Source organism: Bacillus sp. FSL L8-0152, assembly GCF_038006365.1.
Taxonomy (GTDB): Bacteria; Bacillota; Bacilli; order Bacillales; family Bacillaceae_G; genus Bacillus_A; species Bacillus_A cereus.
This window is the reverse complement of the sequence record NZ_JBBOVB010000001.1, coordinates 3,184,170-3,208,333: the sequence shown is the minus strand read 5'-3', so window position 1 is coordinate 3,208,333 and position 24,164 is coordinate 3,184,170. Positions and strand designations below refer to the sequence as shown.

Genomic DNA, 24,164 nt, shown 5'->3' with positions numbered 1-24,164 from the left:
GTTGTAGCATTGAAGAAAATAAAAATAGAAAAGGATGAGAAAAATGAAACATACAATATTTAAATATGCTGTGATTGGAATTACGACCGGAGTCATAGTCTCCCTATTAAAAAAAGAAAATCGGAAAGCTATACAAACAAAAGGAAAAAGCGTAAAAGAAAAACTACAAGAAGGAAACATAAAGGAAACATTGGAGAAGGTAACTGAGACAAGTAAACAATTTTCTGTAACTGCAGCTAATGTTGCAAAACAAACATTACCACAACTGCTTACAGCCACACCAGTTGTCATTTCTACCATTAAAGACTTAACAGAAAACGAAAATAATAAAAAGAAAACAGGTGAAAAGGATTACGAAATAAATGAAAATAGTAAGAACTTAGACGGGGAAAAAACGAAAAATGAAAAGAAATATGTGAAAGAAGGGAAAGAAGAGAGTGCCTAGATTTAACTCTAAAAATAGAAAGTGAGGAAAAAAGTATGAAATCTCTGTATGCAATTGATGTAGGAATTGGCTTTACCAAAAGGGCATATCGACAGGATGTAGATTCTGAGATGACGGTCAAGAGTGAAGCTTCCACACTAGCCCCTGTACCTAATCATGCTGAAAGTGAAGATTTAACAAAGGTAAGTTTTATAGACTTAGACTTTGCATACTACATGGGAAATGAAGCACATCAATCTGACGCTTCATTTCTTCCTCCATTTGACGATGAAATAGAAAATTATTATGAAAGCGAAGAGTTTAAACAACAAATATTTGGTTGCATTGCAAAGGATTATAAAGAAAATGTCGTGTTACCTCTAGTTGTTACCGGGCTTCCCATCACTTGTTTTGGTAGTCAGCATGAGCAATTACAACGTGCACTAAAAAAAGAAACTTCCGTGCAAATTGATGGGAAATTTATTAATATTACGGTGGAAAATGCTTTGATTCTTCAGCAACCGGTCGCTTTACATGCCTATCTCTTAAAAGAGGGAATCATTCAGGAACGAGATCGCATCTTAATTATTGATGGTGGATTTCGTACATTAGAAATGACAGATATGAAACAGAATCTCATTTTAAATCATTATGAGACGGAACTAGGATGTAGCAAGCCTTTGAAAAATATTAAGAATATCGTGCAGAATCATGAGGGTGAAAGTAATCAATTGCATATTAACGACATGCCAAACATATTAGAAAAAGGATATGAATGTCGAGAAGAAAATCATGAGACAAGTCAGGTTCATACTTTGATTCAAAAAGAGTTGGATGCACACTTCCAAGACGTCATACGTGTATTACAAGAACAATTTACGTTAGAACAGTATGATACTATCATTTGGACAGGAGGAATAGTAGATCTCCACAAAAAACGAATTGAAAAAATGCAAAGTGAAATTTCTTCTTTCCGTATGGTAGACGCTTCGAAAGAGGCTGCACTTCATGGATACTACATTATTGGGAGTCAAGTATTTGACGACATCACCAATCAATCTGCATATGAATCCAAATTATAATAACGACTGAAATGGAGTTCGTTGAATAGACGTGCCAAATTATGTAGCTTCTTTTCCACATATAATAAATTCTTTATAAGAAAAGATAAAAAGTGCTTGTATAGAGGAAATGTTTAAAATTGAAAATAAAAATAACTAATATATAGGGGGTCTTCCTTTTAAAAGAATAAGACCTCCTATGTCATTTATTTTGTAATTTAGATGATCTAAAAACTTTTCCTTCAAGACATGAATACCTACATACAAATTTCGTATTACGGATATGATTCGATCAAACATAAAACTATTTAGAAAGGAAGAATAATATGGAATGCATAAAAATGACGAAATGGAGTTGGTATCATGTGAAAACTAGTGAGCTTGAAAAACTTTCTTCTATAATCCCTCGTGATGTAACATCTTATTTCTCTCAATTTGTAAAGAAAATAAGTTCTCCTTGTGAAAATGGATTATATGTTTATACGTTATCACCAAGTCAAACTTGTGTATATGGTTCGTTTTTATATGATCAAGATAAAAAGGACGCCAAAATTCAAAAATTTCTTCATTATTTCGTAGCTCATGGAATACTGATAACAGTTCAGGAAAAGGAGGAAGAGGATTTCCAAAAATTAATACATAATATCCCTATGGGTACAAAAAATTGTAATAGTTCTGCTGAAGGATTATGTGCTATCTTATCAATGTTTATATCTCATTATTTGCGAAAGGTTGACTACTTTGAAAACAATTTCAGAAATGTATTATGGGATTTTTATCATCATAATAACATAGCAGTTTTAGAAAGGATTTATCATATTCGTCATGAATTATTTATGAACACACATGTGTTTCGCTTAATACAAGAAGTGTTACAAGGCCTAAAAGAAGCTTGGTTAGAAAAACTAACAAACACCCTTTGTTATAAACAAACACACGTAAAATTAGAGCGTGGATTACAACTTGTTAAAGAGTACCAAGAAGAATTAGACACGATGATTCATTTGCAAGAAGTTGTTTCTTCTCATCGTGGGAATGAAATTATGAAAGCTCTTACTGTATTAACTGCTGTGAGTACGCCTTTGACAGCCTTAGGAGCATTATGGGGTATGAATTTTAAATACATGCCTGAACTGGAATGGAAATATAGCTATTTAATCGCTCTCTTATTTATTATTTTCACAACAGGGGGGATGTATATGTATATGCGATTCAAAGGATGGACAGGTGACTTATTACGAGTAAAGAAAAAGAAATCTTTTTTTAAATCTAATTAATCCTGTTTATAAAAAATATGATAGATATTAACCTAGATATATGGTTTGTAATATTTGTTAATTGGGATAGTCCCATATCCCCATCAAGTTAAAGTTTTGATGTCCCCACAATGATAAAAATGGTGAATATTTATATGAAAGATTAGAGCTCTCCTTCTTGTAGGAGGGCTCTAATCTTTGTTTAAAAACTATATCATATACATGGGCGGACTCAATATGTGAACTTTGTCCGGATTCAATTTAGAATATAAAAAAGGAGAACTTGCGTTAGAATACAAGCTCTCTTTAAAAGAAATAACGTAATTGAGATACTTATATATTAACAATTGTTTTCTTCTAATTCCATATGTCATATGTTGAGAAATAAATTATAAATGGATTGATAAAGCTAAAATGAATGATTGACATAATATTTAGACGATAATATAATAAATCTCGAATTCAAGATAACTTGTAAAGGATTGGTAATTATGAGTGTGATTAACGATGAGAGCTTATCTTTAAAGTTATTTGTTATATTATCAAGGGCAATACAGTCAATTACTAAGCGTATTGAAGAGGATATAAAAAGTTATGGACTTAATCCAACTGAATTTGCAGTGCTTGAGCTACTGTATAGTAAAGGCGATCAGCCTATACAAAAAATTGGAGACAAAATATTACTTGCAAGTAGTAGTATCACGTATGTAGTGGATAAGTTGGAAAAGAAGAGGTTCTTAATACGAAAACCATGTCCTAAAGACCGCCGTGTCACGTATGCGTCAATTACTTCAGAAGGTATTGAACTAATGGATATTATTTTTCCTCAGCATAAAGAGGCGATTCAGCAAATATTTGGTGGTTTGGACTATACTGAGAAAAAAATGATAATCGAAAAGTTGAAAAAATTAGGGTATTATGCACTAGAACTATAAATCTTTAGAAATATATCTCGAATTAGTAATGTCCTAATTAAATATAATTTAAATAAATAGGAGGAAAAATTAATAAATGGTAGTAAATTTATTATAATACAAAATGAATAAAGCATGTAATTTCAATCGGTATAATATGAAATGAAGTTGTTATGTTAACGTATACATATCGTCCTTTAAATTATAAATCTTTCATAAAGCGGAGAGTGGGTATCAAGAATGGAATTACGTCATTTAGAGTATTTTATTCAAGTTTGTAATAATAATAGTTTCACTAAAGCTGCGGAAGTTCTAGGTATTTCACAGCCGACTTTAAGTCAACAAATACGAGTTTTAGAAGGTGAACTTGATACACCCTTGTTTCATCGAGTTGGAAGAGGTATCAAAATGACAGAAGCGGGTAAGCTGCTATTTGATAAAGGAAAATTTATCATGCAACAATTTGATGACGTTTATAATGAAATTTTTGAATTAAAGGGTGTAAAAAGAGGTGTGATTACTATAGGAGGTCTATTAGAGGATCTCACTTATTTAACACCTTATATTATGAAGTTTCAACAACATTATCCCAACATTGTAGTAAAGATTATAGAATCCGAAGTTGCTGTAAATCAAATCGTTGACAAAAATATTGATTTCGGGATTACACGTAGTGCTCAAATTCCAGACACATTAACAAGCACCCTTTTGTATAGTGAAGAGCTCGTCCTTGTAATTCCAAAAAATCATCCTTTGAATGAAAAATCATTTGTTTCTTTTAGAGAATTAGTAGGGCTGAGTAGAATAATGGTTTCATGTAGTTGTCGTGAATCTATTAAGATATATTGTGAGAGTTTAGGGTTATCTTTATCTGAAGCAAATATAGAAACAAAATCTTCTATTTCTCTATTGAGCCTTGTATACAATGGACATGGGGTTGCCATAATACCTCTTTCACTGGTTAACTTTGTTAATAATGATACTTTGAGCATAGTTCGTATTACTGACCCAACACCAAGCCAAGATATTAATCTTATTCACTTTGATGATAAATTTTTAAGTTTTGCAGCACGTATCTTTATGCAGAAGTTAAATGATTCGCAAAAAGTATCAGTGTAATAGAAATAATAATGATTCTAGTGTAACAATTGAAAAATTAAGATCTATATTAAAGTCAAAGGGCAGTGGATTTATATGTGTGGTGTAGTCGATCAAGAGGGGGATACCATTGACTTTTAATTAAGGAAAAAAGGACAGACTTTGCAAGGAGAGAAGGCTATCAAAAACAAGTTAAGTTAATCAATCAATTCTTCGGTCTTATCGCATAGTAACAGGTTCCATGTAGGGATATACAATGTTATTTCGAATCTACATACCCTTATTGTAGAAAGAAAACCACCGGCATTATACCGGTGGTTTTGACTTAGAAAGCAAAGCAAGTACAACCAATCCCCCATTTAGTTCCATCTTTTCCTATTACGGTATGAGTGTGTTGATGGAGAGGGTTACTACAACTATGTAACTTGTTATCATGGGAATCGTGGGAAAGTATAGTGTTGGCTAGGTTAGCACCACCATAACCGTAAATGCCCGTCGGTGACCAATCAGGTGATGCTGGCGGCAATTCAGGTGATAAATTTTTAAATTCATCATTTCCATAAACAACCTGTCCACCCATAATGGTGAGTAATGATTCAAGGTTTTTGATTTCTTCTTCTGGCACAGTAAAGTAGTCAGCAGACAATACAGCAATATCAGCAAACTGACCTACTGCCAGGGTTCCTTTTTTACCTTCATCACCAGAGAACCACGCACTTCCTTTTGAATATAATTCCAGGGCTACTTTTCTATCAAGTTTATTTTTTTCATCGTATATCGAAAGACCACCAATGGTTTTTCCAGCAACCATCCAGTAAAGAGCAACCCAAGGGTTATAGCTGGAAACCCTAGTTGCATCACTACCGGCGCCAACAGGTATACCAAGTTCTAACATACGATAAATCGGAGGTGTATGCTTTGCAGCTTCCTTTCCGTATAAATCAACAAAGTATTCACCTTGAAAAGCCATGCGGTCTTGGATGGCAATACCGCCATTTAAAGCCTTAACACGTTCCATACTACGATCTGAGATTGTTTCTGCATGATCAAACCACCAGCGTAGACCATTAAAAGGAATTTCTCTGTTAACTTCCTCAAATACATTTAAGAAACGTGTGATTGACTCATCATAAGTTGCATGTAAACGGAAGGGCCAACGGTTTTCCACCAATAGAGAAATTACTTTCTTTAAGTCAGCTTCCATCATCGTAGCTAGTTCAGGCCGTGGCATTTGAAATTTTTCAAAATCGGCTGCTGAGAATACTAACATCTCTCCGGCACCATTCATTTTATACTTATCAGTTCCTTGACCTGGAGAAACAATTTTTGCCCATGAAGCAAAGTCTTCATATTCATGATTTGGATTTTGCGTAAATAGATTATACGCAATACGCAAAGTTAATTGATCTTTCTCAGCTAAATGTTCAACAACTTTATAATCATCCGGATAATTTTGGAATCCACCACCTGCGTCGATGGCACTTGTAATACCTAATCTATTTAATTCACGCATAAAATGGCGAGTTGAGTTAATCTGGTCGTCAAGATTAAGTACTGGAGCTTTACCCAAACTTGAATAAAGAATAGAAGCGTTAGGGTTAGCAATTAAAAGGCCCGTTGGATTACCTCTTTTATCCCGCTGAATTAAACAGCCTGGAGGGTCTGGGGTATCTTTCGTGTATCCCAGTGCACGTAGCCCTGCACGATTTACAAGTGCTCTATCGTAAAGATGTAGCACAAAGACAGGAGTGTCTTCAGAAACGGCATTAATTTCTTCCAAAGTTGGCAACCGTCTCTCTTTAAATTGAAATTCAGACCAACCTCCAACTACTCTTACCCACTGAGGAGCAGGTGTACGCCTTGCCTGTTCTTTGAGCATTTCTAAAGCAATAAAAAGTGATGGCACGCCTTCCCAACGTAATTCCATATTATAATGCAGACCACCACGAATAACGTGTATATGGGAGTCATTCAGGCCTGGAATAGCTCTCTTTCTTTTAAGGTCTATTTTTTTTGTTTTTTCCGTGGCACTATTAAGAAGCTCATCTCCACCTACTGCAGTGACTAAACCATCAGTTATGGCGATAGCAGATACCTCAGGCTGAGATGGGTCAAGGGTAGTAATTTTTCCGTTATATAAGATCATATCCGGTAAATTCATGTTCACACCTCGTCTACTTTCTATTATTTTGTAACCATGGATGAAATAATTTACCGAAAATCGGCATGACTACCCATGATAGCAAGGACACTATACATACAGAAACGAAAAAAGCGGACATAATAGGATTCATATGTTTTATAATAGGTCCTATCACTTTAGGAACTAACATGCTAAGAGGCCATACACCCAGAAGGGTAACGATAGACATTTTCCATTTTGGCGGTGGAACTGGCGTTTTCGGAGTAACAAACCAATAAGCCAAACTACTTTCAGTTTTGTAACTTGGATTAGTAGCTTGAAATTGTTCTGCCGTTTTTAACAAATCCCGGCGAATGTCTGATTCTTGCCAAGCACGTAGATGCTCATACGTATCAAATCGAAAAATAACAGTATACTCTCTCGATTCGTTACTTGGAACTATTAGATTTACACCTAAATGCCCTGGGAATTTAGTAGCGGCAGCTTCGATTTCATGTCTCCATGTTTCAAACTGTTTTTCTTTACCTTGTTGAATTTCCCATGTAACAATCGTTGTTACTGGATCAGCAGCATCCATCGTGTTCCCTGTATAAGTCTCTTCGACAGCTACTCCTTCTTGTTTCATATTTTCCTGCTTGGAAGCGCGCCGTGCACCATAGTATATGCGTATTCTACTCCTTGACCATAAGCGCCAGTGTGCTCCTTTACAATTTCCATTACAGCATCATAAGTGTCTTTGTGTGCCCAGTCACGTTGGTATTCAAGTAAAACTTGAATTGCTGTCACTGGAATTGCACCAGCTTGTTCTACACGACGCATAGCAGCGTTATGTGCTGTCAGACTAGTACCACCTGAAGCATCATCAACTGCATACACTTCATAGCCAGCTTTAATTGCTTCAAGCACAGGGAATGCAAGGCAAACTTCAGTCCAAAGTGCTGCAAATATTAATTTCTTTCTACCTGTTGCTTTAACTGCTTCAACAAATTTTGGATCTTCCCAAGAGTTCATTGAACTGCGTTCTATAATTTCATGGTTTGGGAATATGTCAAGAATTTGTGGCCAAAAATAACCAGAAAAGCTGCGTGTCTCAACTGTAGTAAGAATAGTAGGTACGTTAAAAGTTTTTGCTGATTTAGCAAGTAGCATAACGTTATTAATCAATGTTTGTCTATCAATACTTGCAACTCCAAAAGTCATTTGAGGTTGAAAATCAATCAAAATTAATGCACTGTTCTCCGGATTTAACAATTCTAAATTACTCATAATAAAACGCCCCTTTTTTAATTGTTTAAAATAGATATTATTGAAAATAATATATTTTCTGTTAATTTAAAATTGTAATCGTAAAAATAAAATTTTTGCTATACCTTTTAAATTAAAAGAGAGTGCTGATTTAATCAGCACTAAATGTATACTATCCATTTTTTTGAAAGTGATTTAAAGCTATTTCTTTGAAATACATTTATGCATTTTGTTTACTAAGATCTCGCTGAGCTCCCCTATAGCTTCCAATTATATTTTGATAGCCTGGAAGATTGCTAGCAAGCAAATTGCCAAAACCTTCGACATCGTTGCGCCAATCGCGTTGTAATTCGCAAGCTACACTAAACCAGTTCATAAGTTGCACACCACTATGTGCCATACGAGTATTGGCAGCATCTGCAACTTGTTTACTGAAAGTTCCTGAAGCATCCGTAACAGCAAATACTTCATATCCAGCTTTTATAGCGGAAAGTGCCGGGAAAGCAACACAAACGTCCGTAACTACGCCTGCGATGATAAGTTGTTTTTTTCCAGTTTCTTCGATTGCTTTTACAAAATCATCATTATCCCATGCGTTAATTTGTCCAGGTCGAGCTATTTTTGGTGCATGAGGAAAGAGATCAACCAATTCTTGCATTAAAGGTCCATTAGGCCCGTTTTCGAAACTTGTTGTTAAAATAACTGGTAAATCAAAAAACTTAGCAGCATGAGCAAGAGCTAAAACATTGTTCTTGAATTCATCAACACCATAGTCACGTACTAGTCCGGACATAAGACCAGTTTGATGATCTACTAAAAGCACGACAGCATCATCTTTGTTAATACGAGAATAGAGATCAGTCATTATGTATTCCTCCTAAAAATTAAGTAATCGAAGAAAGTTTAAATAGTCGAATACTATCATAAGTTTCTTCGTTTATAACTAAGCTGACCAATAATATTGGTTATAGCAGCATTCACAGAACATGAAGTGCTATACAAATTTATAGTATTTGAAAAATGATTCGTTAATCAATTCTAAATTATCTATAATTTGTATAGGTTGTAACTATAGTTGTTTTCACTCTAAAATAGATTGGTTTTACCTATACATCCTATAGATAGAATGATATTGATAGTCACCTATTTTTGTTATTACAATTGAATAGGAGTAATGTTCAGTAATTATTTTATGATGAAAAAGGTATTAGAGGGGGGATTGTTCCAAAAGGAGAAAATGAATGCATTGGAACAATAGAGTTTCATACTTAGAGTTCACAACATAAACGTGCATGAATAGGTTATGACATTCATCCGGATTATTGAAAAAAAGGATACATATTAGAATATTTTTGGGAGGTAGAAGCATGGCTAAAATTACTGTAGGAACCGAAAATCAAGAACCAATTGAGATATATTATGAGGATCATGGCACAGGAAAACCAGTTGTACTCATTCATGGTTGGCCGTTAAGTGGTCGATCTTGGGAATACCAAGTTCCCGCTCTTGTTGAGGCTGGATACAGAGTTATAACATATGATCGTCGAGGATTTGGACAATCATCTCAGCCGTGGGAAGGGTATGAATATGATACCTTTACTTCTGATTTACATCAACTATTAGAACATTTAGAGCTTCAAAATGTCACACTTGTTGGTTTTTCTATGGGGGGAGGCGAAGTAGCCCGGTATATTAGTACGTATGGAACAGATCGTATTGAAAAGGCTGTTTTTGCTGGGGCAGTTCCTCCATATTTATACAAATCAGAGGATCATCCTGAAGGGGCCTTAGATGATGCAACAATTGAAGCATTCAAAAGTGGTGTGATAAATGACCGCCTTGCATTTCTTGATGAATTTACTAAGGGATTTTTCGCGGCTGGTAATCGAACAGATTTAGTTAGTGAGCCATTCCGTTTATATAATTGGGATATTGCAGCCAGTGCATCACCTAAAGGAACACTTGATTGTATTACCGCCTTTAGTAAGACAGATTTTAGAAAAGACTTGGAGAAGTTTAATATACCTACTCTTATTATTCACGGTGATTCTGATGCAACTGTACCATATGAATATAGTGGGAAATTAACACATGAAGCAATTCCTAATTCTAAAGTAGCCTTAATAAAGGGTGGTCCACATGGGCTAAATGCAACGCATGCTAAAGAATTTAATGAAGCACTCCTATTATTTTTAAAGGACTGATTACAACTATATAATTGTTAATTGATAAATTATAAACAAGTAAAAATAAATCTAAAAAAAAGATGCTCTTGGATAAAGCCAGGAGCATCTTTTTTTAATGCGGAGTAGTGCACCACCGTAATCAATTCGAAGGATAGAAATCTTTCATAACGAAATTTCTATTCTTTTTTTAATGGTGGTAATGATATGTTAGGTTGATAAATATTCATTAGTTTCGAATTGAATATTCTTCTTAAAAGCAAAAATTTATTGATTAGAGTTTTTTTAGGTCTTTTAGATGTATTGCTATATTACGATCAAGATAATATTTTGAATAATCCTCCAAACAAAGAAACGCACATTTTCTTGTTTTGGGTAGTGAAGTTTCTTAAGTTGAGTGGGGCCCTTTACATCTTAATAAAAAAGTGTAGGCTTAAGCTTACAAATATTCATCCTCCACTTAAAATTGACGTTTTACACCTTCACATTTTTGAGGAAGGAGTTATTTGTCAGAAAACAATAAAATCTTATTAATTTTTATAATTAGTAGAATTTTTGTAGAAATAATTCTCTTAATATATTAAAATAACATCGTATTATGTCAGATTTTAATTAGGGGAGAGAAATTTTATGTTGAAAAAAATCATTCCAGTTGCTTTAGCATTAAGTACAGTTACTTTTACTAGTGTATTTGCTGCGCCTTCAATCCAAGCAAGTACAGAACAAAACCGCTACATAGATGTACAAATGCTCGGTATTAACGATTTTCATGGGCAACTAGACACTGTAAAAAAAATTAACAATAAAGATGCAGGGGGAATTGAGTACTTAGGGGCTTATTTACGTGATCGTGAAAAACAAAATCCAAATACATTAAAGGTACATGCTGGAGATGTTGTTGGAGCAAGTACTCCTGTTTCAGCATTATTACAAGACGAACCTACAATTGAATTTCTAAATGATTTGAAATTCGATGTTGGAACGATAGGAAATCATGAATTTGATGAAGGTGTTGAAGAAATGAACCGCCTTATTTATGGTGGATACCATGAGAAAACAGGGAATTTTAAAGGAGCAAAATTCCCATATGTTGCTGCAAATTTCTATAATAAATCCACCGGTCGTTTATTTTTACCACCATTCACTATAAAAAAGGTACAAGGAGTTCCTGTTGGATTTATCGGAGTCGTAACAACGGATGTTCCTAATCTTGTTATGCCTACTATGCTAAAGAATGTAGAAATTACAGATGAAGTTGAAGCTATTAACAAATCCGTAAAGCAATTAAAAAAACTAGGCGTTAAATCTATCGTTGTTCTTGCACATAACGGAGGTATAACAGATGGGAACGGCGTAACAAATGGTGATATCGTCCGATTAGCAAATGAGACTGATCCAGAAGTCGATGTTATTTTTGGTGGGCATAGCCACACCTATGTAAATGGAACTGTTAATAATAAACTTGTCGTACAAGCAAATTCATATGGTATGGCTTTTGCTGATGTTGATGTAAAGATTGATCGTAAAACACAAGATATTGTTGAGAAAAAAGCAGAAATTGTTACAACTTACCATGAAGGCATAGAGCCTGATAAAAAAATCAAGAAGAAGATGGAGAAATATCAAGCAAAAATCGCACCTCTTGTTAATGAAGTTGTAGGTAAGTCTATTGCGCCACTAGATCGCAAACTCAATACGGCTGGTGAATCTACTCTTGGAAATTTAGTTGCTGATGCCCAGCGTACAACAATGCAATCTCAAATTGCACTTATGAATCCTGGTGGTATTCGTAATGACTTAGATGCTGGTGATATTACATGGGGAGAGATATATGGTATTCAACCATTCGGAAATCAATTAATAAAAGTAAATTTAACAGGTCAAGACATTCGTGATATTTTAAATCAACAATGGCAAAAAGACATAACAAGAATGCTTCAAATTTCAGGAATCCAATACACTTGGGATGCGAACAAGCCTAATGGAGAAAAAGTAACAAGTATTCGCTTAACAAATGGAGAAGAAATCATTCCTTCTAAAACTTACAGCGTCGTTGCGAACGCATTTCTAGCTTCAGGTGGAGATGGATTTGTATCCTTTAAAAACGGTAAAGATGCTGAAACAGGACCAACTGATTTTGAAGCATTAGTAGATTATATAAAAAAATCAAAAGAACCAATTCAGTCTATTATTGATGGAAGAATTCAAAAAATAAATTAGTTTTTTATTAATCTCAAAAACAACTAGATTACCTGTGCACTATACTTTTTAGTGTGAAGGTAATCTATTTTTTTGATTTGAAATAGTCTAACTGTGGCCAATGGGTATACTGTCTAGATGCAGAGTGCCGAAAAAAATGAAGTGAACAAAAAATAACCCCTAAATTAACTCTATGATAAAGAGACTACAAACAATCAAAATTTGGAACTTCATATTAACCATATATTAACTACGTTAATAATACATACTGAAATTGAATACTTTAGATAACATCATTTATAACAAATATCTGTACATTATAATGTTATGCAATGAGGAATTTACAATACAATGAATTGAAGCTTATTTAGTTTTATATTCGTATAAATGAATTAAGAATTTCTTAAGAACCTATTAAGAAATAAGTGAGTTTTAGGAACTAGAATAAATGTATCTTAACAGTAATAAGAAAATGAATGTTTTAAACGGAAGTTGGCAGAGTATGTCAAAAAGCTATAAGTAAATATTTCAGGAGGTTTTTTATGAAAAAGAAAATAATTATTGCAATTGTTGCTTCTGCTATAACAATGACTCATTTTGTAGGAAATACTTATGCAGATTCGAAAACAGAGGTTTCTGTTACAGCTCCCTATAATACAAATCAAATAGCGAAATGGTTAGAAGCACATGCAAAGCCTTTAAAAACAACTAATCCAACTGCATCTCTTAATGATTTGAAACCACTTAAGGATATGGTAGGTTCAGCTTCAATTGTAGGTTTAGGTGAAGCTACGCATGGGGCTCATGAAGTTTTTACGATGAAACACCGCATTGTTAAGTATTTAGTATCTGAAAAGGGCTTTACCAATCTAGTTTTAGAAGAGGGATGGGACAGGGCCTTGGAACTTGATCGATATGTTCTTACTGGTAAGGGAAACCCAAGCCAACATCTAACACCTGTATTTAAGACGAAAGAAATGCTAGATTTACTTGATTGGATTCGGCAATATAATGCTAATCCAAAACATAAATCTAAAGTACGTATCATCGGGATGGACATTCAATCAGTAAACGAGAATGTTTATAATAATATAACAGAATATATTAAAGCGAACAATTCAAAACTATTGCCTAGAGTAGAAGAGCAGATAAAAGGTCTTATTCCTGTAACAAAGGATATGAATACTTTTGAAAGTCTTACGAAAGAAGAAAAAGAAAAGTATGTTTTAGATGCTAAACAAATTAGTGCTTTATTAGAGGAAAATAAAAGCTATTTAAATGGAAAATCTAAAGAGTTTGCATGGATAGAGCAAAATGCTCGTATTATTGAACAGTTTACTACAATGTTAGCGACACCTCCTGATAAACCAGCGGATTTTTATTTGAAACATGATATTGCAATGTATGAAAATGCGAAGTGGACTGAAGAACATTTAGGAAAAACCATTGTATGGGGACATAATGGACACATTTCGAAAACAAATATGCTTCCTTTTATATATCCTAAAGTAGCTGGGCAGCATTTAGCAGAATATTACGGAAAACGGTACGTATCTATTGGAACGTCAGTTTATGAAGGACAATACAATGTCAAGAATAGCAATGGTGAATTCGGCCCATATGGAACATTAAAATTAGATGATCTAAACAGTTATAACTACATTTTTGGACAGGTGAAAAAAGATCAATTTTTTATTGATTTACGTAAGGCGAACGGCGTGACAAAAACTTGGTTAAACGAACAACATCCAATTTTCGCTGGAATAACCACCGAAGGGCCTGATATACCAAAAACTGTTGATATATCATTAGGTAAAGCGTTTGATATACTTGTTCAAATTCAAAAAGTGAGTCCATCTCAACTACATCAATAAATTTAGAATAATGTGCCTTAATGACAAATTTCATAGTGTTTCATATAACACTATGAAATTTGTTTTATATAGCAAGAAGAATAATCGCATTAGAAAAAATCAGTAATTTAAGCTGTTAAGAGTAAAACGAATCTTCAATATGTAAAGCGCAAAAAACACTGAAGCGAAAAGCATCGGTGTTTTTTGCGCTTTCGGGCACAGATGCTACTTCAACCCTATTGTACAAGTGATTTTGTATGTAAGGAATTTGTAAGGAATAGGTAAGAAAAAAGAGATTTTCATTGTGTAGGATAAAAATATAAGGAGGCGTGAAGGGGGGAACAATTACGGCCTACATATAAAACAAACAATCAGTAACAAGAGTGTTTTGTGAAAATAATGAGTACAATGATTGCAAATGCATTGTTGCCTTTTCATCATTTGGAGAATGGATAGCTGTGTGGTTCGTATATGACACTTCTATCAACTATCTATACAATTTTAATAGAAGAGAGGAATTTTTTATGAAAACACGCAGTAAAATTACATGTGCAAGTCTAGCACTTTTAATAGGTGGAAGTTCCCTGTTATACATAACACCAACATCAGTTGTAAAAGCAGAACCTACGCAAAATGTATCTAGTTCGTTACAAACAAGTACGCAAAGCGATCGTAATTCCGTTAAGAAAGCAATACGAGATGAACTGCAACTTGGATACCCGGGAATACTCGCTCAAATTTCTGAGGGTGGTAAAACTTGGAGTTATACCGCTGGGATAGCGGATCTGAGAACTAAGAAACCAATGAAAGCAGATTTTCGCTTTCGCATTGGCAGTGTGACGAAAACGTTCATTGCAACAGTTCTACTTCAATTATCTGGAGAGAACCGTTTGAATCTAGACGACTCCATTGAAAAATGGTTACCTGGCGTTATTCAAGGAAACGGATATGATGGTAACCAGATTACTATCCGTCAAATATTGAATCATACAAGTGGTATTGCTGATTATATAAATTCAAAAGACTTCGATATTATGGATACAAAAAAATCGTATACGGCTGAAGAATTCGTCAAAATGGGGATTTCTCTTCCCCCAGATTTTGCACCAGGAAAGGGTTGGTCTTATTCAAACACAGGTTACGTATTACTGGGGATTCTTATTGAAAAAGTAACTGGCAACAGTTATGCGGAAGAGGTTGAAAACCGAATTATTGAACCGCTTGATTTGTCAAATACATTTCTACCTGGTAATTCAAGCGTGATTCCAGGCACCAAGCATGCCCGTGGCTATTTGCAACTAGACGGAGCGAGTGAGCTAAAAGACGTTACTTATATTAACCCAGGTAGCTCGGATGGAGATATGATTTCTACTGCTGACGATTTAAACAAATTCTTCTCTTACTTACTCAGTGGTAAATTACTGAAGGAACAGCAGTTAAAACAAATGCTTACTACAGTTCCTACAAATAGAGAGGGAACCGGATATGGTCTTGGAATCCTGGAAATTAAGCTTTCGAACGGTGTCTCGGTATGGGGACACAGAGGTGGCGTTCTAGGGTTTTCCACTTTTGCTGGTGGAACACTTGGAGGCAAACATACATTGGCCGTCAATTCGAACAGTTTTAAGATTAATAATCCAGAGTCTTTTAAAAACGTTTTAATTGCTGAATTTAGCAAGTAGGCAAAAAGGAAAACTGGATACATTTATCATTTGTAATTTTAATCGGAATAGATTACCGATTAAAATTAGTATAGAGGGAATTAAGTATCTAGAAACAATCAATCCGATAATGAGAGATGGCTAAGTAAAAGGATTGGTTTATATATTGTATTCTCTCCAGCCGATTAAAGAAGTAACAGATATAATGAGTGATTATTATGTATATATTATTGTAGTCGTGTTTGTATCGTCCCTGATTATAAATTTGTATAAGGTGCGAAGTCTAATTTAAGACTTCGCACCTTTGCTGTTTAACAGCTTTTATTACTAAGCTATTAATAATAGCAAAAAGGAGAATGTAACTAGTTATGCAGATGAATCTTGGCACAGGTGCTATGTAGGAGATTTTGCTGAAAATAAATTTAGAAGAATATATGAATTAGAGACATGAAAGCTGAAATGAATTTTAGTAGTTTTTATGTTCATCAGTTACTTGAAATTCTAGCTGTTTTGTATACAGAGTTTTTCCCGCCGTGATTGATAGCGCGTAAATATCATTCTTAATTATATGTAGTATGCATTGAGTGAGATTTTTTAGAACTAAATACAGTGTCATCTCCTAATGGTGAAAACAGTATTTGAATATTGTAGGGTTCTTAAGTGTTTTTAGATTTTTAAAGCCCGGTCATTTTAACCAAAATTTTCATAGAAATACCTTTAAAAAGAACATGAGTTCGTATATAATAAGAACGAATGTTCTTTTTGTTAGGAGTGATAACCTTGTATGATTATTCTCTTTTACCGAATCGTATTATTCTTTGTGTAGACCTTCGTAGCTTTTATGCAAGCGTATCATGTATTAAAAAAGGACTTGATCCAAGATATACAAAATTGGCTGTCGTAGGGGATGTGAATCAGAGCGGATCAATTGTATTAGCAGCAACACCGCCATTAAAAGCGTTAGGAATAAAGAAGATGGCAAGATTTTATATTGCTATTTTTTATAGAGTTAAATTAAAATTAATAACTATATCAAAGGTTATCTTAATTTTTCTCAAAAGAAGAAAAGTTTTTGAAGCAAAATTTGATATGCAGAGAATGAAAAAGTTACCAGTAGCCATTATTGGAGGAGGCTCTGTAGGGGGCTGCAGCTGCACATTTAGCAAAATAAGGTGAATCATTCATCTTATTAGAAGGTGGAGACAAGATAGGATTAAACATTCTGACATGGGGCCATGTGCGGGTACCCTCACCTTAGCAATATAACATTGATAAAGCGGCTTTGTCTCTTCTTGAACAGTGTGGCTGGGAGTCACCAGAAATAAAAGCATTGCCAACAGGGAAAGAAATTGTAGAACAATCCTTACAGCCGCTGGAGACCCTTCCAAAATCAAACGATTCATTTGAATACTAAAGTACTATCTATAGGTAGGAAAGACACAGATAAAATGAAAACAGCGAATCGTGAAAAAATTCCATTCATGATTTATACAGAAAAAGAAGGTGTACTGCAAGTTTATGAAGCTAGAGTGATGTTAGATGCCATAGGTACGTGGGGAAATCCAAATCCGTCAAATTCTAATGGTATTTGGTTGAAAGAAGAACAATCTTTTAACGAGCATATTTTTTATGGTATTCCAGATATCTTAGGAAATGAACAAAAGCGATATGCTAATAAGCATGTAGCTGTTGTGGGAAGTGGTCATTCTGCAATCAATGCTTTGTTAGAGTTGGCAAAATTAAAGGAATTCTATCCAGAAACTAAGATTATATGGATCATGGGAAAGCAACGTGTGGAAGAAGCATACGGAGGAGAGGGAAAAGATGCTCTGGAAGCGTGTGGCGTCTTGGGTAGCCGTATTCATCAATTGGTTGATGAAGGAAGCGGTGAGGTAATGACACTATATAAAATTCAATACGTAGTTAGAACGAAAAATGGAATGGACATTGTAGGTCATCAAGGTGAACAAGAAATAAAAATTACTGATGTCCATGAGATGATTGTAAATACAGGTAATCTTATATCGTTGGTTGGGCTTCCATTAATCCATACAGTCATCGATGCGCCTACCAGGGAGAAATTATTAGGCTAATGGGGGTCTGTTAAAAATGCAATTGGAGCCGTTAAAGAAGCTGTAGAGCGAGGAGGGAAAAGTATTTTTCCGTTGCTCTGGTGGATGAAATCGTACAGGGACAGTTGCAACTGGATTATTAGTAGAATTAGGCCATGCATCTAACGTAGAAGAAGCGGAACAAAAAGCAAAAAAATCCGTTCGAGCATTAATATCAAACCAGAAATGAAACAAGTATTGAAACGTTTATATGTATAATTCATCTAAGTCCCAAAAACATTACCGTTTTTGAGACTTTATTATTTTATGAATTTATTTTGGAATGAAGTTCTCATCATTCTTATGAATTTGATATATGGGAAAATCAAATGAAAATTCTGTAAAATTAAAATTGAAGAAAATAAACAGACTCCGTAAAGTTTGTAATTTAGTTACTTTAGTATAGAAGAATAAGATGGGACGCTGTATGCGATGAAAGTCGCACGTACAGTGTTAAGTAGGGGGAAAGATGAAGATAACCTCAAAGTCTTACCCATCGCAATGATTAGTATGTAAAAAGAGCACCTGATCAGGGTGCTCCGCCCAAAATCCATAACAATATATGTTGCTTTTGCCTAATGGTGATAATCTTATAAATTCATTAACGAAATTCTTATTGAATATAGAAAAAGACAATAGCCGGAGGGGTATTGTCTAAAGAAAAGTGAAGTGGAACTAAAATATTAGTTGAAGACATAGCAGGTTATTTAAAGTATATGTATTGCTTCAAAAAGTATACATTAAAAATAAAAGGGTGCTTTTTAAGGCGCTCAATGGCCAAGATACATCTTGGAAAAAGGTGATTACAATTATATCGTATGTGTACGTATGGTTTATGTGCAACCTTTAAACTAAATCATGATTTAACAACAAATAAAAAGAGCGCATATTTATATGCACCCTTAGTAAGGCATGTGAATGTCTTATGAAATATAGAAAATCTAAAAATCGTAATCAGATTTTCACGAGTAAATTTTTAATATTGTATGCCTTATTTGGAATTATAGAGCCTGTCATTAAATAATAAAGAGCGCCCTGAGAGAAAAAGGCTCTGACCAAAATTAATATTGAAAAAGAATACCATAATATTGTATGTATGTTTTTGGTGTAGATGCGAATTTTAATAAAATCTTTATCTTGCGTAAAAAAGGCTTTTATTGATCTTAGCGCTCAATAAAAGGTTGTGTCACATGGGAAATGAGAAAAGATAATAAATAAATAAATAAATTCATTTATTTAGAATGTAACATATACCGTTTTTAAGGAGAAAAGCAAGAAATTCAGTAATGTTTACAGATGTATCACGCGAGCATGAAGATGTTAATGAATTATAAAATCGTTATTTCAATGTAAAAAGCTCTAGAGGGGACTAGGAATTTTTACATAATAAATTTTTCTGTAGTTAAAGGACTTACTAAAGATAACACATGAAGGTTTCATAAATGTATCAGAAATGTGAACAAAGCGTTTCTTCATAACAAACAAAAAGAGCACACATATAAGTATGCCCTTTGACAAGAAAGGTAGATTGCTATGAGTGGATACCTCCATAAAACATCATATGCCTGTCCAATTAAAAGGTGAAAAAATTTCAAGGTAGTTTTGATTTGAACAAAAGAAACCCCATTTATTCACGAGGTTTCAAAGGGGGAATTTCAAGTTATGACGTACTCGACTAATTAACCATATCATGAATTTATTGTTGAAAATACTGGTAAATGTGTCTGGTTTTATGGTCGTTAATTTAAACAAAATGCTATTTGAATTAATGTGGAAAATACCATACGTAACCTAAAATAATTAAGCAAGTAATTCCTAGTGTAATTAATAAATATTTAAGGGTCGTGAGTACTGTTTTCATTGAATATCACCTAGATTTTTAATTATTTTAGGTATTTAGCCAGGTATTTATGTATATAAAAATTTTATTTTGTAGAAAAGTGGTGAAATAGATGTACATTGAAATATTAAGAAGTAAATTGAAGAAAGATTACAAAGGAAAAGCGATGGTCCGTAATACAGGGATTAGGACATTTCTATATTTACCTCGCAAACTCAGATGATATTTTTACAGCGAGAAGCAGTGTCCGAGAAGTTAATGAAAAGTTACATACAACGGACGTACAGAGCGTATTGATGGAAGTTTATATAACTACTACATTCATGCTTGGGATGCAAATCAAAAGGAACAGCTAGTAAAAGCTAACTGCTCCAAACAGGGATGTGTCTCTAGATGTAATTATAGTATGAGCGGAATATTGATTTTTATTCAGAGAAGTAAATAAAAAGCTAAGATTACTCCTAGCTAAAAGGGTATTCAACAAGGTATTCGCACACGGTCGGACATACTTAATTATAGGATGATTAAACACTTATGCATAGGAGTAAGTGAAGATTATAACTGTGAAGTGAGGGGAAACTGAATTTATACAAAATAATCCTTTTTAATATAAATAGTGTGTAACTTAAATTTACAGTTACAGTATAAACAGAGTTGGAAGAGTTATATGGGAATAAAGCTTAATGAAAGGTTTATTTTAAAAGAAAGTGGTGAAACAGATGTATATCTGTCCAAAATGTTTAGAATGTTTTGCCGTATAGCTTGATAAAGAATGTATAGATGGTCTTGAATCATTCCGATGGCTTTATATTCATTTAATTCTCTTTTCTTCTTTTGTAAAATTAATTGTCACATTTTAAACATAGTAGAAGAACATAGAAAAATAGCGATGAGTTTTACAAAAATGTGGCATTCTAATCGCTCTCGTTCGATATTTTGCAATCATTAGTTTGTATAGAGGGAGTAACAATTAGCTTGGAGTATATTGGCTTTTTAGATGCAATGAAAAAATTTGAAGCATCGTATCCTAAATCAGAATAATATAAATCTACAGGAAGATTGGTCTATAGATATTATAATAAACAGTAAATTGTATAATCCATCTTACTCAGGATAGAGCAAGGGGTAGTATCTTTGCAGCAATAAGCCTCTATGCTCTTGGGGGCAAAATAAATGATATAAACAAGGAAAATACAGCTTTTTTTACCAGGATGCTCACTATATTTTGGAGATTCAATTTATATGGGAAGAGCCTATTAAAAAAGATAATGTTAAATGGGTTGAACAGCGATTTAGCTATATAAATATTACAAATGGTTCTTTTATAAATTTTCCTTATAGCGAATTAAAAAATTATATGTGCGCTTACTACGGAGAAAACTCCGAACGTTTAAAGGAAATAAATAAAGAATATGATCCGTGTAATATATTTACATTTCCTCAAGGGATCCAAAATTAAATAAATATGTAGATTCTTATAAAAATCAAGTTTTTTACAAAAAAATTATAAAAACTAAAATTTTAGATTCTTTGTACAGAGTTAAAATATGAACAAAATTTATGAAAATGGGGTTTGTCTATATCTTTTTTTATAGGAAAAATACAATATTCTTAAAGTAATAAGTGTATTTATCATGTGGTTAAATAAAAAAGTACGGAATATATTTTCTGTACATAGAAAATCACTTAGTTCGGAAAACGGAGAAAGCAAGTAACTTTGTATTTATATACTGCTCAGTTTTAGTCTAGGTACAATTAAAAATATAGAAAAATAATAAATTATTTTTGTGAAATTATCTAATCTATTCAAACTCCAATGTAAGTATAATTTTTAAAAATTTGTATTATGTTTATTATAGATTTCTTTAAATGTTCACAAAAATGTGTATAAAAAATATAAGTTTTTTATTTTGGTTATTTTTCAGAATAATCTATATTGACAAATAAACATTTGCGATATAGAATTATTTTGTTCACCGGTGAACATTATGATAAACTTTTTATTTAGTATTCATATTTAGTAACTTTTCCTATCTCTTAATATATATAGTGCGATGTATTCTCAATCACTAAAAATTAATAAAATAGTTTATATTGATAAAAAAATAAAGGGATGATTGTATGACACATTCTATAGCGGTAAGAAATGTTGGGAAATTTATTTCTCACCCCTTATCTACTAATTGTGCTGAAATATTTAAACGTAGTAACCATGCATTAATAGGTATTAGTCCGTTTAATAGTAGATTCTCAGATGAATATATTAATAAACTTATTGAATGGGCATTACACACATTTGATGATGTTAGTGTTTTATTAGCTGGAAAAGAAGCTGCAAATTTGCTTGAAGCATTAGGAACACCAAAAGGAAAGGCTGAAAGAAAAGTAAGAAAAGAAGTATCACGTAATAGAAGATCAGCTGAAAAAGCACTTAAAGAGCATGGTGGTAACGTAAATTCTATTCATACTTTTTCTGATTTTAATGATAATTATGCATATAACAGCATGAGAGCAGAAGCCGAACGTATCTTTTTAAACGAAACTCCTTTTCGAAATGCTTGCTTAGAAATGTCACACGCAGCCATCCTAGGTAGGGCAAGGGGTACCAATATAGATATTGATCACATATCAAATGACATGCTAAATATTGCAGTAGAATATGTAATTGCAGAACTACCATTTTTTATTGGAGGAGCTGAAATTTTAGGAACGCAAGAAACTGTACTTATTTATCATAAACCATGGGAACTTGGTGAACAGATAGTTAGAAATGATTTTTCTATCAAGATGAAACCAAATCAAGGATATTTAATGGTACAAGAAATGGAAGATTTATCTTAGCAAATAGTAAGTATCCAATACAAGGGGGAAGAAATATGTCAAATACTATACAAACGGTAAATATATTAACAGAGGAATTTCAAGAAAATCCATATAAGTATTTTTCATACCTACGTCAGAATGACCCAGTACATTACGAAGCTGAGACTGATAGTTATTTTATTAGCAGATATCAAGATGTCCGTAATATATTGAATGATACTGAAACATTTACAACAAAATCATTAGCTGAACGTGCTGAGCCAGTAATGCGTGGACCAGTATTAGCACAAATGCGTGGAAAAGAGCATGTTGCGAAAAGAAAAATTGTTTTAAGAAGTTTTATGGGAGATGCTTTACAAAAATTAATGCCTTTAATTAAAAAGAATGCAGAAGATTTACTATTTCCACACCTTCCAAATGGAAAGATAGATTTAATTAATGATTTTGGCAGAACATTTGCTGTTTATGTAACAATGGATATGATTGGATTAGATAAGACAGATCATAAGAAGATAGGAGAATGGCATAGCGGTGTAGCTGATTTTATTACCAGTATAAATCAACCACCAGAGGCAAAAAAACATTCTCTTTGGTGCAGTGAACAGTTAGCTAATTATTTAGAACCAATTATTAAAGAGCGAAGATTAAACCCACGGGAAGACCTAATTTCTAAATTATGCAGTGCAAAATATGAAGGAATAGCTATGACTGATACTGATATTCTAGCATTGATTTTAAATATATTATTAGCTGCAACAGAACCTGGTGATAAGACTCTTGCTTTATTAATCTATAATTTAATTAACCAACCGAAACAACTGCAAGATGTATTAAGTGATCGTTCATTAGTACCATTAGCTATTGCAGAAACTTTACGTTACAATCCACCAGTGCAATTGATCCCACGTCAATTGTCAAAAGATACGGAAATAAGTGGTATCCAACTATCCAAAGGAACTACGGTATTTTGTATGATTGGTGCAGCGAACCGTGACCCTAATGCATTTGAAAGACCGGATGAATTCAACATTTATCGCCCGGATCTTGATATTAAAAGGGCATTTAGTGGTGCTGCAAGACATCTTGCATTCGGATCAGGTATTCATAATTGCGTAGGAGCAGCGTTTGCGAAATCAGAAATTGAAATAGTTGTAAATGTAGTCTTAGATAATATGAAAAATATTAAATTAGAAGAAGATTTTCAATATGTTGAAAAAGGACTTTATACACGTGGACCTATTTCCATGCCTATTCTTTTTGATAAGTTGGTTTAAAAAACATGGCTATTTTAGTTAGTAATATAATTCAATTTTTACTAAGGGGCTTAAAACCCCTTAGTTTTTCTATTTTTAT

General features: G+C 33.4%; 16 protein-coding genes and 4 pseudogenes. 15 read left to right on the top strand and 5 right to left on the bottom strand.

Annotation, left to right across the window (positions count from 1 at the left end):
* The first annotated feature begins 43 nt into the window (after positions 1–43).
* The 5 genes from MHH27_RS16095 to MHH27_RS16075 all read left to right on the top strand — a co-directional run bounded on the left by MHH27_RS16095 (position 44) and on the right by MHH27_RS16075 (position 4,774).
* On the top strand, positions 44–445 hold the full coding sequence (locus tag MHH27_RS16095; RefSeq protein ID WP_000683216.1) for a hypothetical protein: 402 nt from the start codon (positions 44–46) through the stop codon (positions 443–445).
* 35 nt (positions 446–480) lie between these two features.
* Positions 481–1,506 (top strand): ParM/StbA family protein, encoded by a 1,026-nt coding sequence (locus MHH27_RS16090; RefSeq protein WP_000839448.1) that lies wholly within the window; start codon positions 481–483, stop codon positions 1,504–1,506.
* A gap of 305 nt (positions 1,507–1,811) precedes the next feature.
* On the top strand, positions 1,812–2,762 hold the full coding sequence (locus MHH27_RS16085; RefSeq protein WP_000388935.1) for a magnesium transporter CorA family protein: 951 nt from the start codon (positions 1,812–1,814) through the stop codon (positions 2,760–2,762).
* 470 nt (positions 2,763–3,232) lie between these two features.
* Positions 3,233–3,676 (top strand): MarR family winged helix-turn-helix transcriptional regulator, encoded by a 444-nt coding sequence (locus MHH27_RS16080; protein WP_000111421.1) that lies wholly within the window; start codon positions 3,233–3,235, stop codon positions 3,674–3,676.
* A gap of 219 nt (positions 3,677–3,895) precedes the next feature.
* The gene (locus tag MHH27_RS16075; protein ID WP_061660758.1) at positions 3,896–4,774 is read left to right on the top strand and encodes a LysR family transcriptional regulator; all 879 of its coding nucleotides are present in this window, start codon (positions 3,896–3,898) and stop codon (positions 4,772–4,774) included.
* 304 nt (positions 4,775–5,078) lie between these two features.
* On the opposite strand, the gene MHH27_RS16070 is transcribed toward MHH27_RS16075, so the two are convergent.
* The 4 genes from MHH27_RS16070 to ycaC all read right to left on the bottom strand — a co-directional run bounded on the left by MHH27_RS16070 (position 5,079) and on the right by ycaC (position 9,006).
* Positions 5,079–6,914 carry an amidohydrolase gene (locus MHH27_RS16070; protein WP_001052853.1) on the bottom strand — a complete coding sequence of 612 codons (1,836 nt, stop codon included), beginning with the start codon at positions 6,912–6,914 and terminating at the stop codon, positions 5,079–5,081.
* A gap of 13 nt (positions 6,915–6,927) precedes the next feature.
* The gene (locus MHH27_RS16065) at positions 6,928–7,521 is read right to left on the bottom strand and encodes an antibiotic biosynthesis monooxygenase (RefSeq protein ID WP_000806852.1); all 594 of its coding nucleotides are present in this window, start codon (positions 7,519–7,521) and stop codon (positions 6,928–6,930) included.
* Positions 7,518–8,162, bottom strand: a complete 645-nt coding sequence (locus MHH27_RS16060; RefSeq protein WP_000067162.1) for a hydrolase — start codon at positions 8,160–8,162, stop codon at positions 7,518–7,520. Before MHH27_RS16060 ends, MHH27_RS16065 begins: the two co-directional genes overlap by 4 nt.
* 199 nt (positions 8,163–8,361) lie before the next feature.
* Positions 8,362–9,006 carry an isochorismate family cysteine hydrolase YcaC gene (gene ycaC, locus MHH27_RS16055; protein WP_098566907.1) on the bottom strand — a complete coding sequence of 215 codons (645 nt, stop codon included), beginning with the start codon at positions 9,004–9,006 and terminating at the stop codon, positions 8,362–8,364.
* Positions 9,007–9,508: 502 nt separating this feature from the next.
* On the opposite strand from ycaC, the gene MHH27_RS16050 reads away from it, so the two are divergent.
* The 7 genes and pseudogenes from MHH27_RS16050 to MHH27_RS16020 all read left to right on the top strand — a co-directional run.
* Complete coding sequence (locus MHH27_RS16050) at positions 9,509–10,345, top strand: bromoperoxidase (protein ID WP_001074328.1); 837 nt, start codon at positions 9,509–9,511, stop codon at positions 10,343–10,345.
* A gap of 609 nt (positions 10,346–10,954) precedes the next feature.
* Positions 10,955–12,544, top strand: coding sequence for a bifunctional metallophosphatase/5'-nucleotidase (locus MHH27_RS16045; RefSeq protein WP_016512618.1), 1,590 nt, complete (start codon positions 10,955–10,957; stop codon positions 12,542–12,544).
* Between the two features lie 521 nt (positions 12,545–13,065).
* Positions 13,066–14,397 (top strand): erythromycin esterase family protein, encoded by a 1,332-nt coding sequence (locus tag MHH27_RS16040; protein WP_098566908.1) that lies wholly within the window; start codon positions 13,066–13,068, stop codon positions 14,395–14,397.
* Between the two features lie 503 nt (positions 14,398–14,900).
* Complete coding sequence (locus MHH27_RS16035) at positions 14,901–16,058, top strand: serine hydrolase domain-containing protein (RefSeq protein WP_098566909.1); 1,158 nt, start codon at positions 14,901–14,903, stop codon at positions 16,056–16,058.
* 759 nt (positions 16,059–16,817) lie between these two features.
* Positions 16,818–17,027, top strand: a pseudogene (locus MHH27_RS16030) (Y-family DNA polymerase); the annotation flags it as partial.
* Between the two features lie 96 nt (positions 17,028–17,123).
* Positions 17,124–18,109: pseudogene (locus tag MHH27_RS16025) on the top strand (NAD(P)-binding domain-containing protein); the annotation flags it as partial.
* Positions 18,110–18,136: 27 nt separating this feature from the next.
* A pseudogene (locus MHH27_RS16020) lies at positions 18,137–18,367 on the top strand (protein-tyrosine phosphatase family protein); the annotation flags it as partial.
* Between the two features lie 2,356 nt (positions 18,368–20,723).
* Here MHH27_RS16020 and MHH27_RS16015 read toward each other — a convergent pair.
* Positions 20,724–20,927, bottom strand: a pseudogene (locus MHH27_RS16015) (IS4 family transposase); the annotation flags it as partial.
* A gap of 286 nt (positions 20,928–21,213) precedes the next feature.
* Between MHH27_RS16015 and MHH27_RS32030 the strand changes: the two are divergent.
* The 3 genes from MHH27_RS32030 to MHH27_RS16000 all read left to right on the top strand — a co-directional run bounded on the left by MHH27_RS32030 (position 21,214) and on the right by MHH27_RS16000 (position 24,085).
* A complete protein-coding gene (locus MHH27_RS32030) occupies positions 21,214–21,447 on the top strand; it encodes a BBE domain-containing protein (protein ID WP_445688037.1) in 234 nt (77 codons plus the stop codon).
* Positions 21,448–22,109: 662 nt separating this feature from the next.
* The gene (locus MHH27_RS16005) at positions 22,110–22,829 is read left to right on the top strand and encodes a tRNA-dependent cyclodipeptide synthase (protein WP_340943320.1); all 720 of its coding nucleotides are present in this window, start codon (positions 22,110–22,112) and stop codon (positions 22,827–22,829) included.
* A 35-nt stretch (positions 22,830–22,864) separates the two neighbouring features.
* A complete protein-coding gene (locus MHH27_RS16000; protein ID WP_074651232.1) occupies positions 22,865–24,085 on the top strand; it encodes a cytochrome P450, cyclodipeptide synthase-associated in 1,221 nt (406 codons plus the stop codon).
* The last annotated feature ends 79 nt before the right edge of the window (positions 24,086–24,164 follow it).

Excerpts from the sequence above, each read along its gene's own strand:
- MHH27_RS16095 (WP_000683216.1), top strand. The coding sequence starts at position 44 with ATGAAACATACAATATTTAAATATGCTGTGATTGGAATTACGACCGGA.
- MHH27_RS16090 (WP_000839448.1), top strand. The coding sequence starts at position 481 with ATGAAATCTCTGTATGCAATTGATGTAGGAATTGGCTTTACCAAAAGG.
- MHH27_RS16085 (WP_000388935.1), top strand. The coding sequence starts at position 1,812 with ATGGAATGCATAAAAATGACGAAATGGAGTTGGTATCATGTGAAAACT.
- MHH27_RS16080 (WP_000111421.1), top strand. The coding sequence starts at position 3,233 with ATGAGTGTGATTAACGATGAGAGCTTATCTTTAAAGTTATTTGTTATA.
- MHH27_RS16075 (WP_061660758.1), top strand. The coding sequence starts at position 3,896 with ATGGAATTACGTCATTTAGAGTATTTTATTCAAGTTTGTAATAATAAT.
- MHH27_RS16070 (WP_001052853.1), bottom strand. The coding sequence starts at position 6,914 with ATGAATTTACCGGATATGATCTTATATAACGGAAAAATTACTACCCTT.
- MHH27_RS16065 (WP_000806852.1), bottom strand. The coding sequence starts at position 7,521 with ATGAAACAAGAAGGAGTAGCTGTCGAAGAGACTTATACAGGGAACACG.
- MHH27_RS16060 (WP_000067162.1), bottom strand. The coding sequence starts at position 8,162 with ATGAGTAATTTAGAATTGTTAAATCCGGAGAACAGTGCATTAATTTTG.
- ycaC (WP_098566907.1), bottom strand. The coding sequence starts at position 9,006 with ATGACTGATCTCTATTCTCGTATTAACAAAGATGATGCTGTCGTGCTT.
- MHH27_RS16050 (WP_001074328.1), top strand. The coding sequence starts at position 9,509 with ATGGCTAAAATTACTGTAGGAACCGAAAATCAAGAACCAATTGAGATA.
- MHH27_RS16045 (WP_016512618.1), top strand. The coding sequence starts at position 10,955 with ATGTTGAAAAAAATCATTCCAGTTGCTTTAGCATTAAGTACAGTTACT.
- MHH27_RS16040 (WP_098566908.1), top strand. The coding sequence starts at position 13,066 with ATGAAAAAGAAAATAATTATTGCAATTGTTGCTTCTGCTATAACAATG.
- MHH27_RS16035 (WP_098566909.1), top strand. The coding sequence starts at position 14,901 with ATGAAAACACGCAGTAAAATTACATGTGCAAGTCTAGCACTTTTAATA.
- MHH27_RS16005 (WP_340943320.1), top strand. The coding sequence starts at position 22,110 with ATGACACATTCTATAGCGGTAAGAAATGTTGGGAAATTTATTTCTCAC.
- MHH27_RS16000 (WP_074651232.1), top strand. The coding sequence starts at position 22,865 with ATGTCAAATACTATACAAACGGTAAATATATTAACAGAGGAATTTCAA.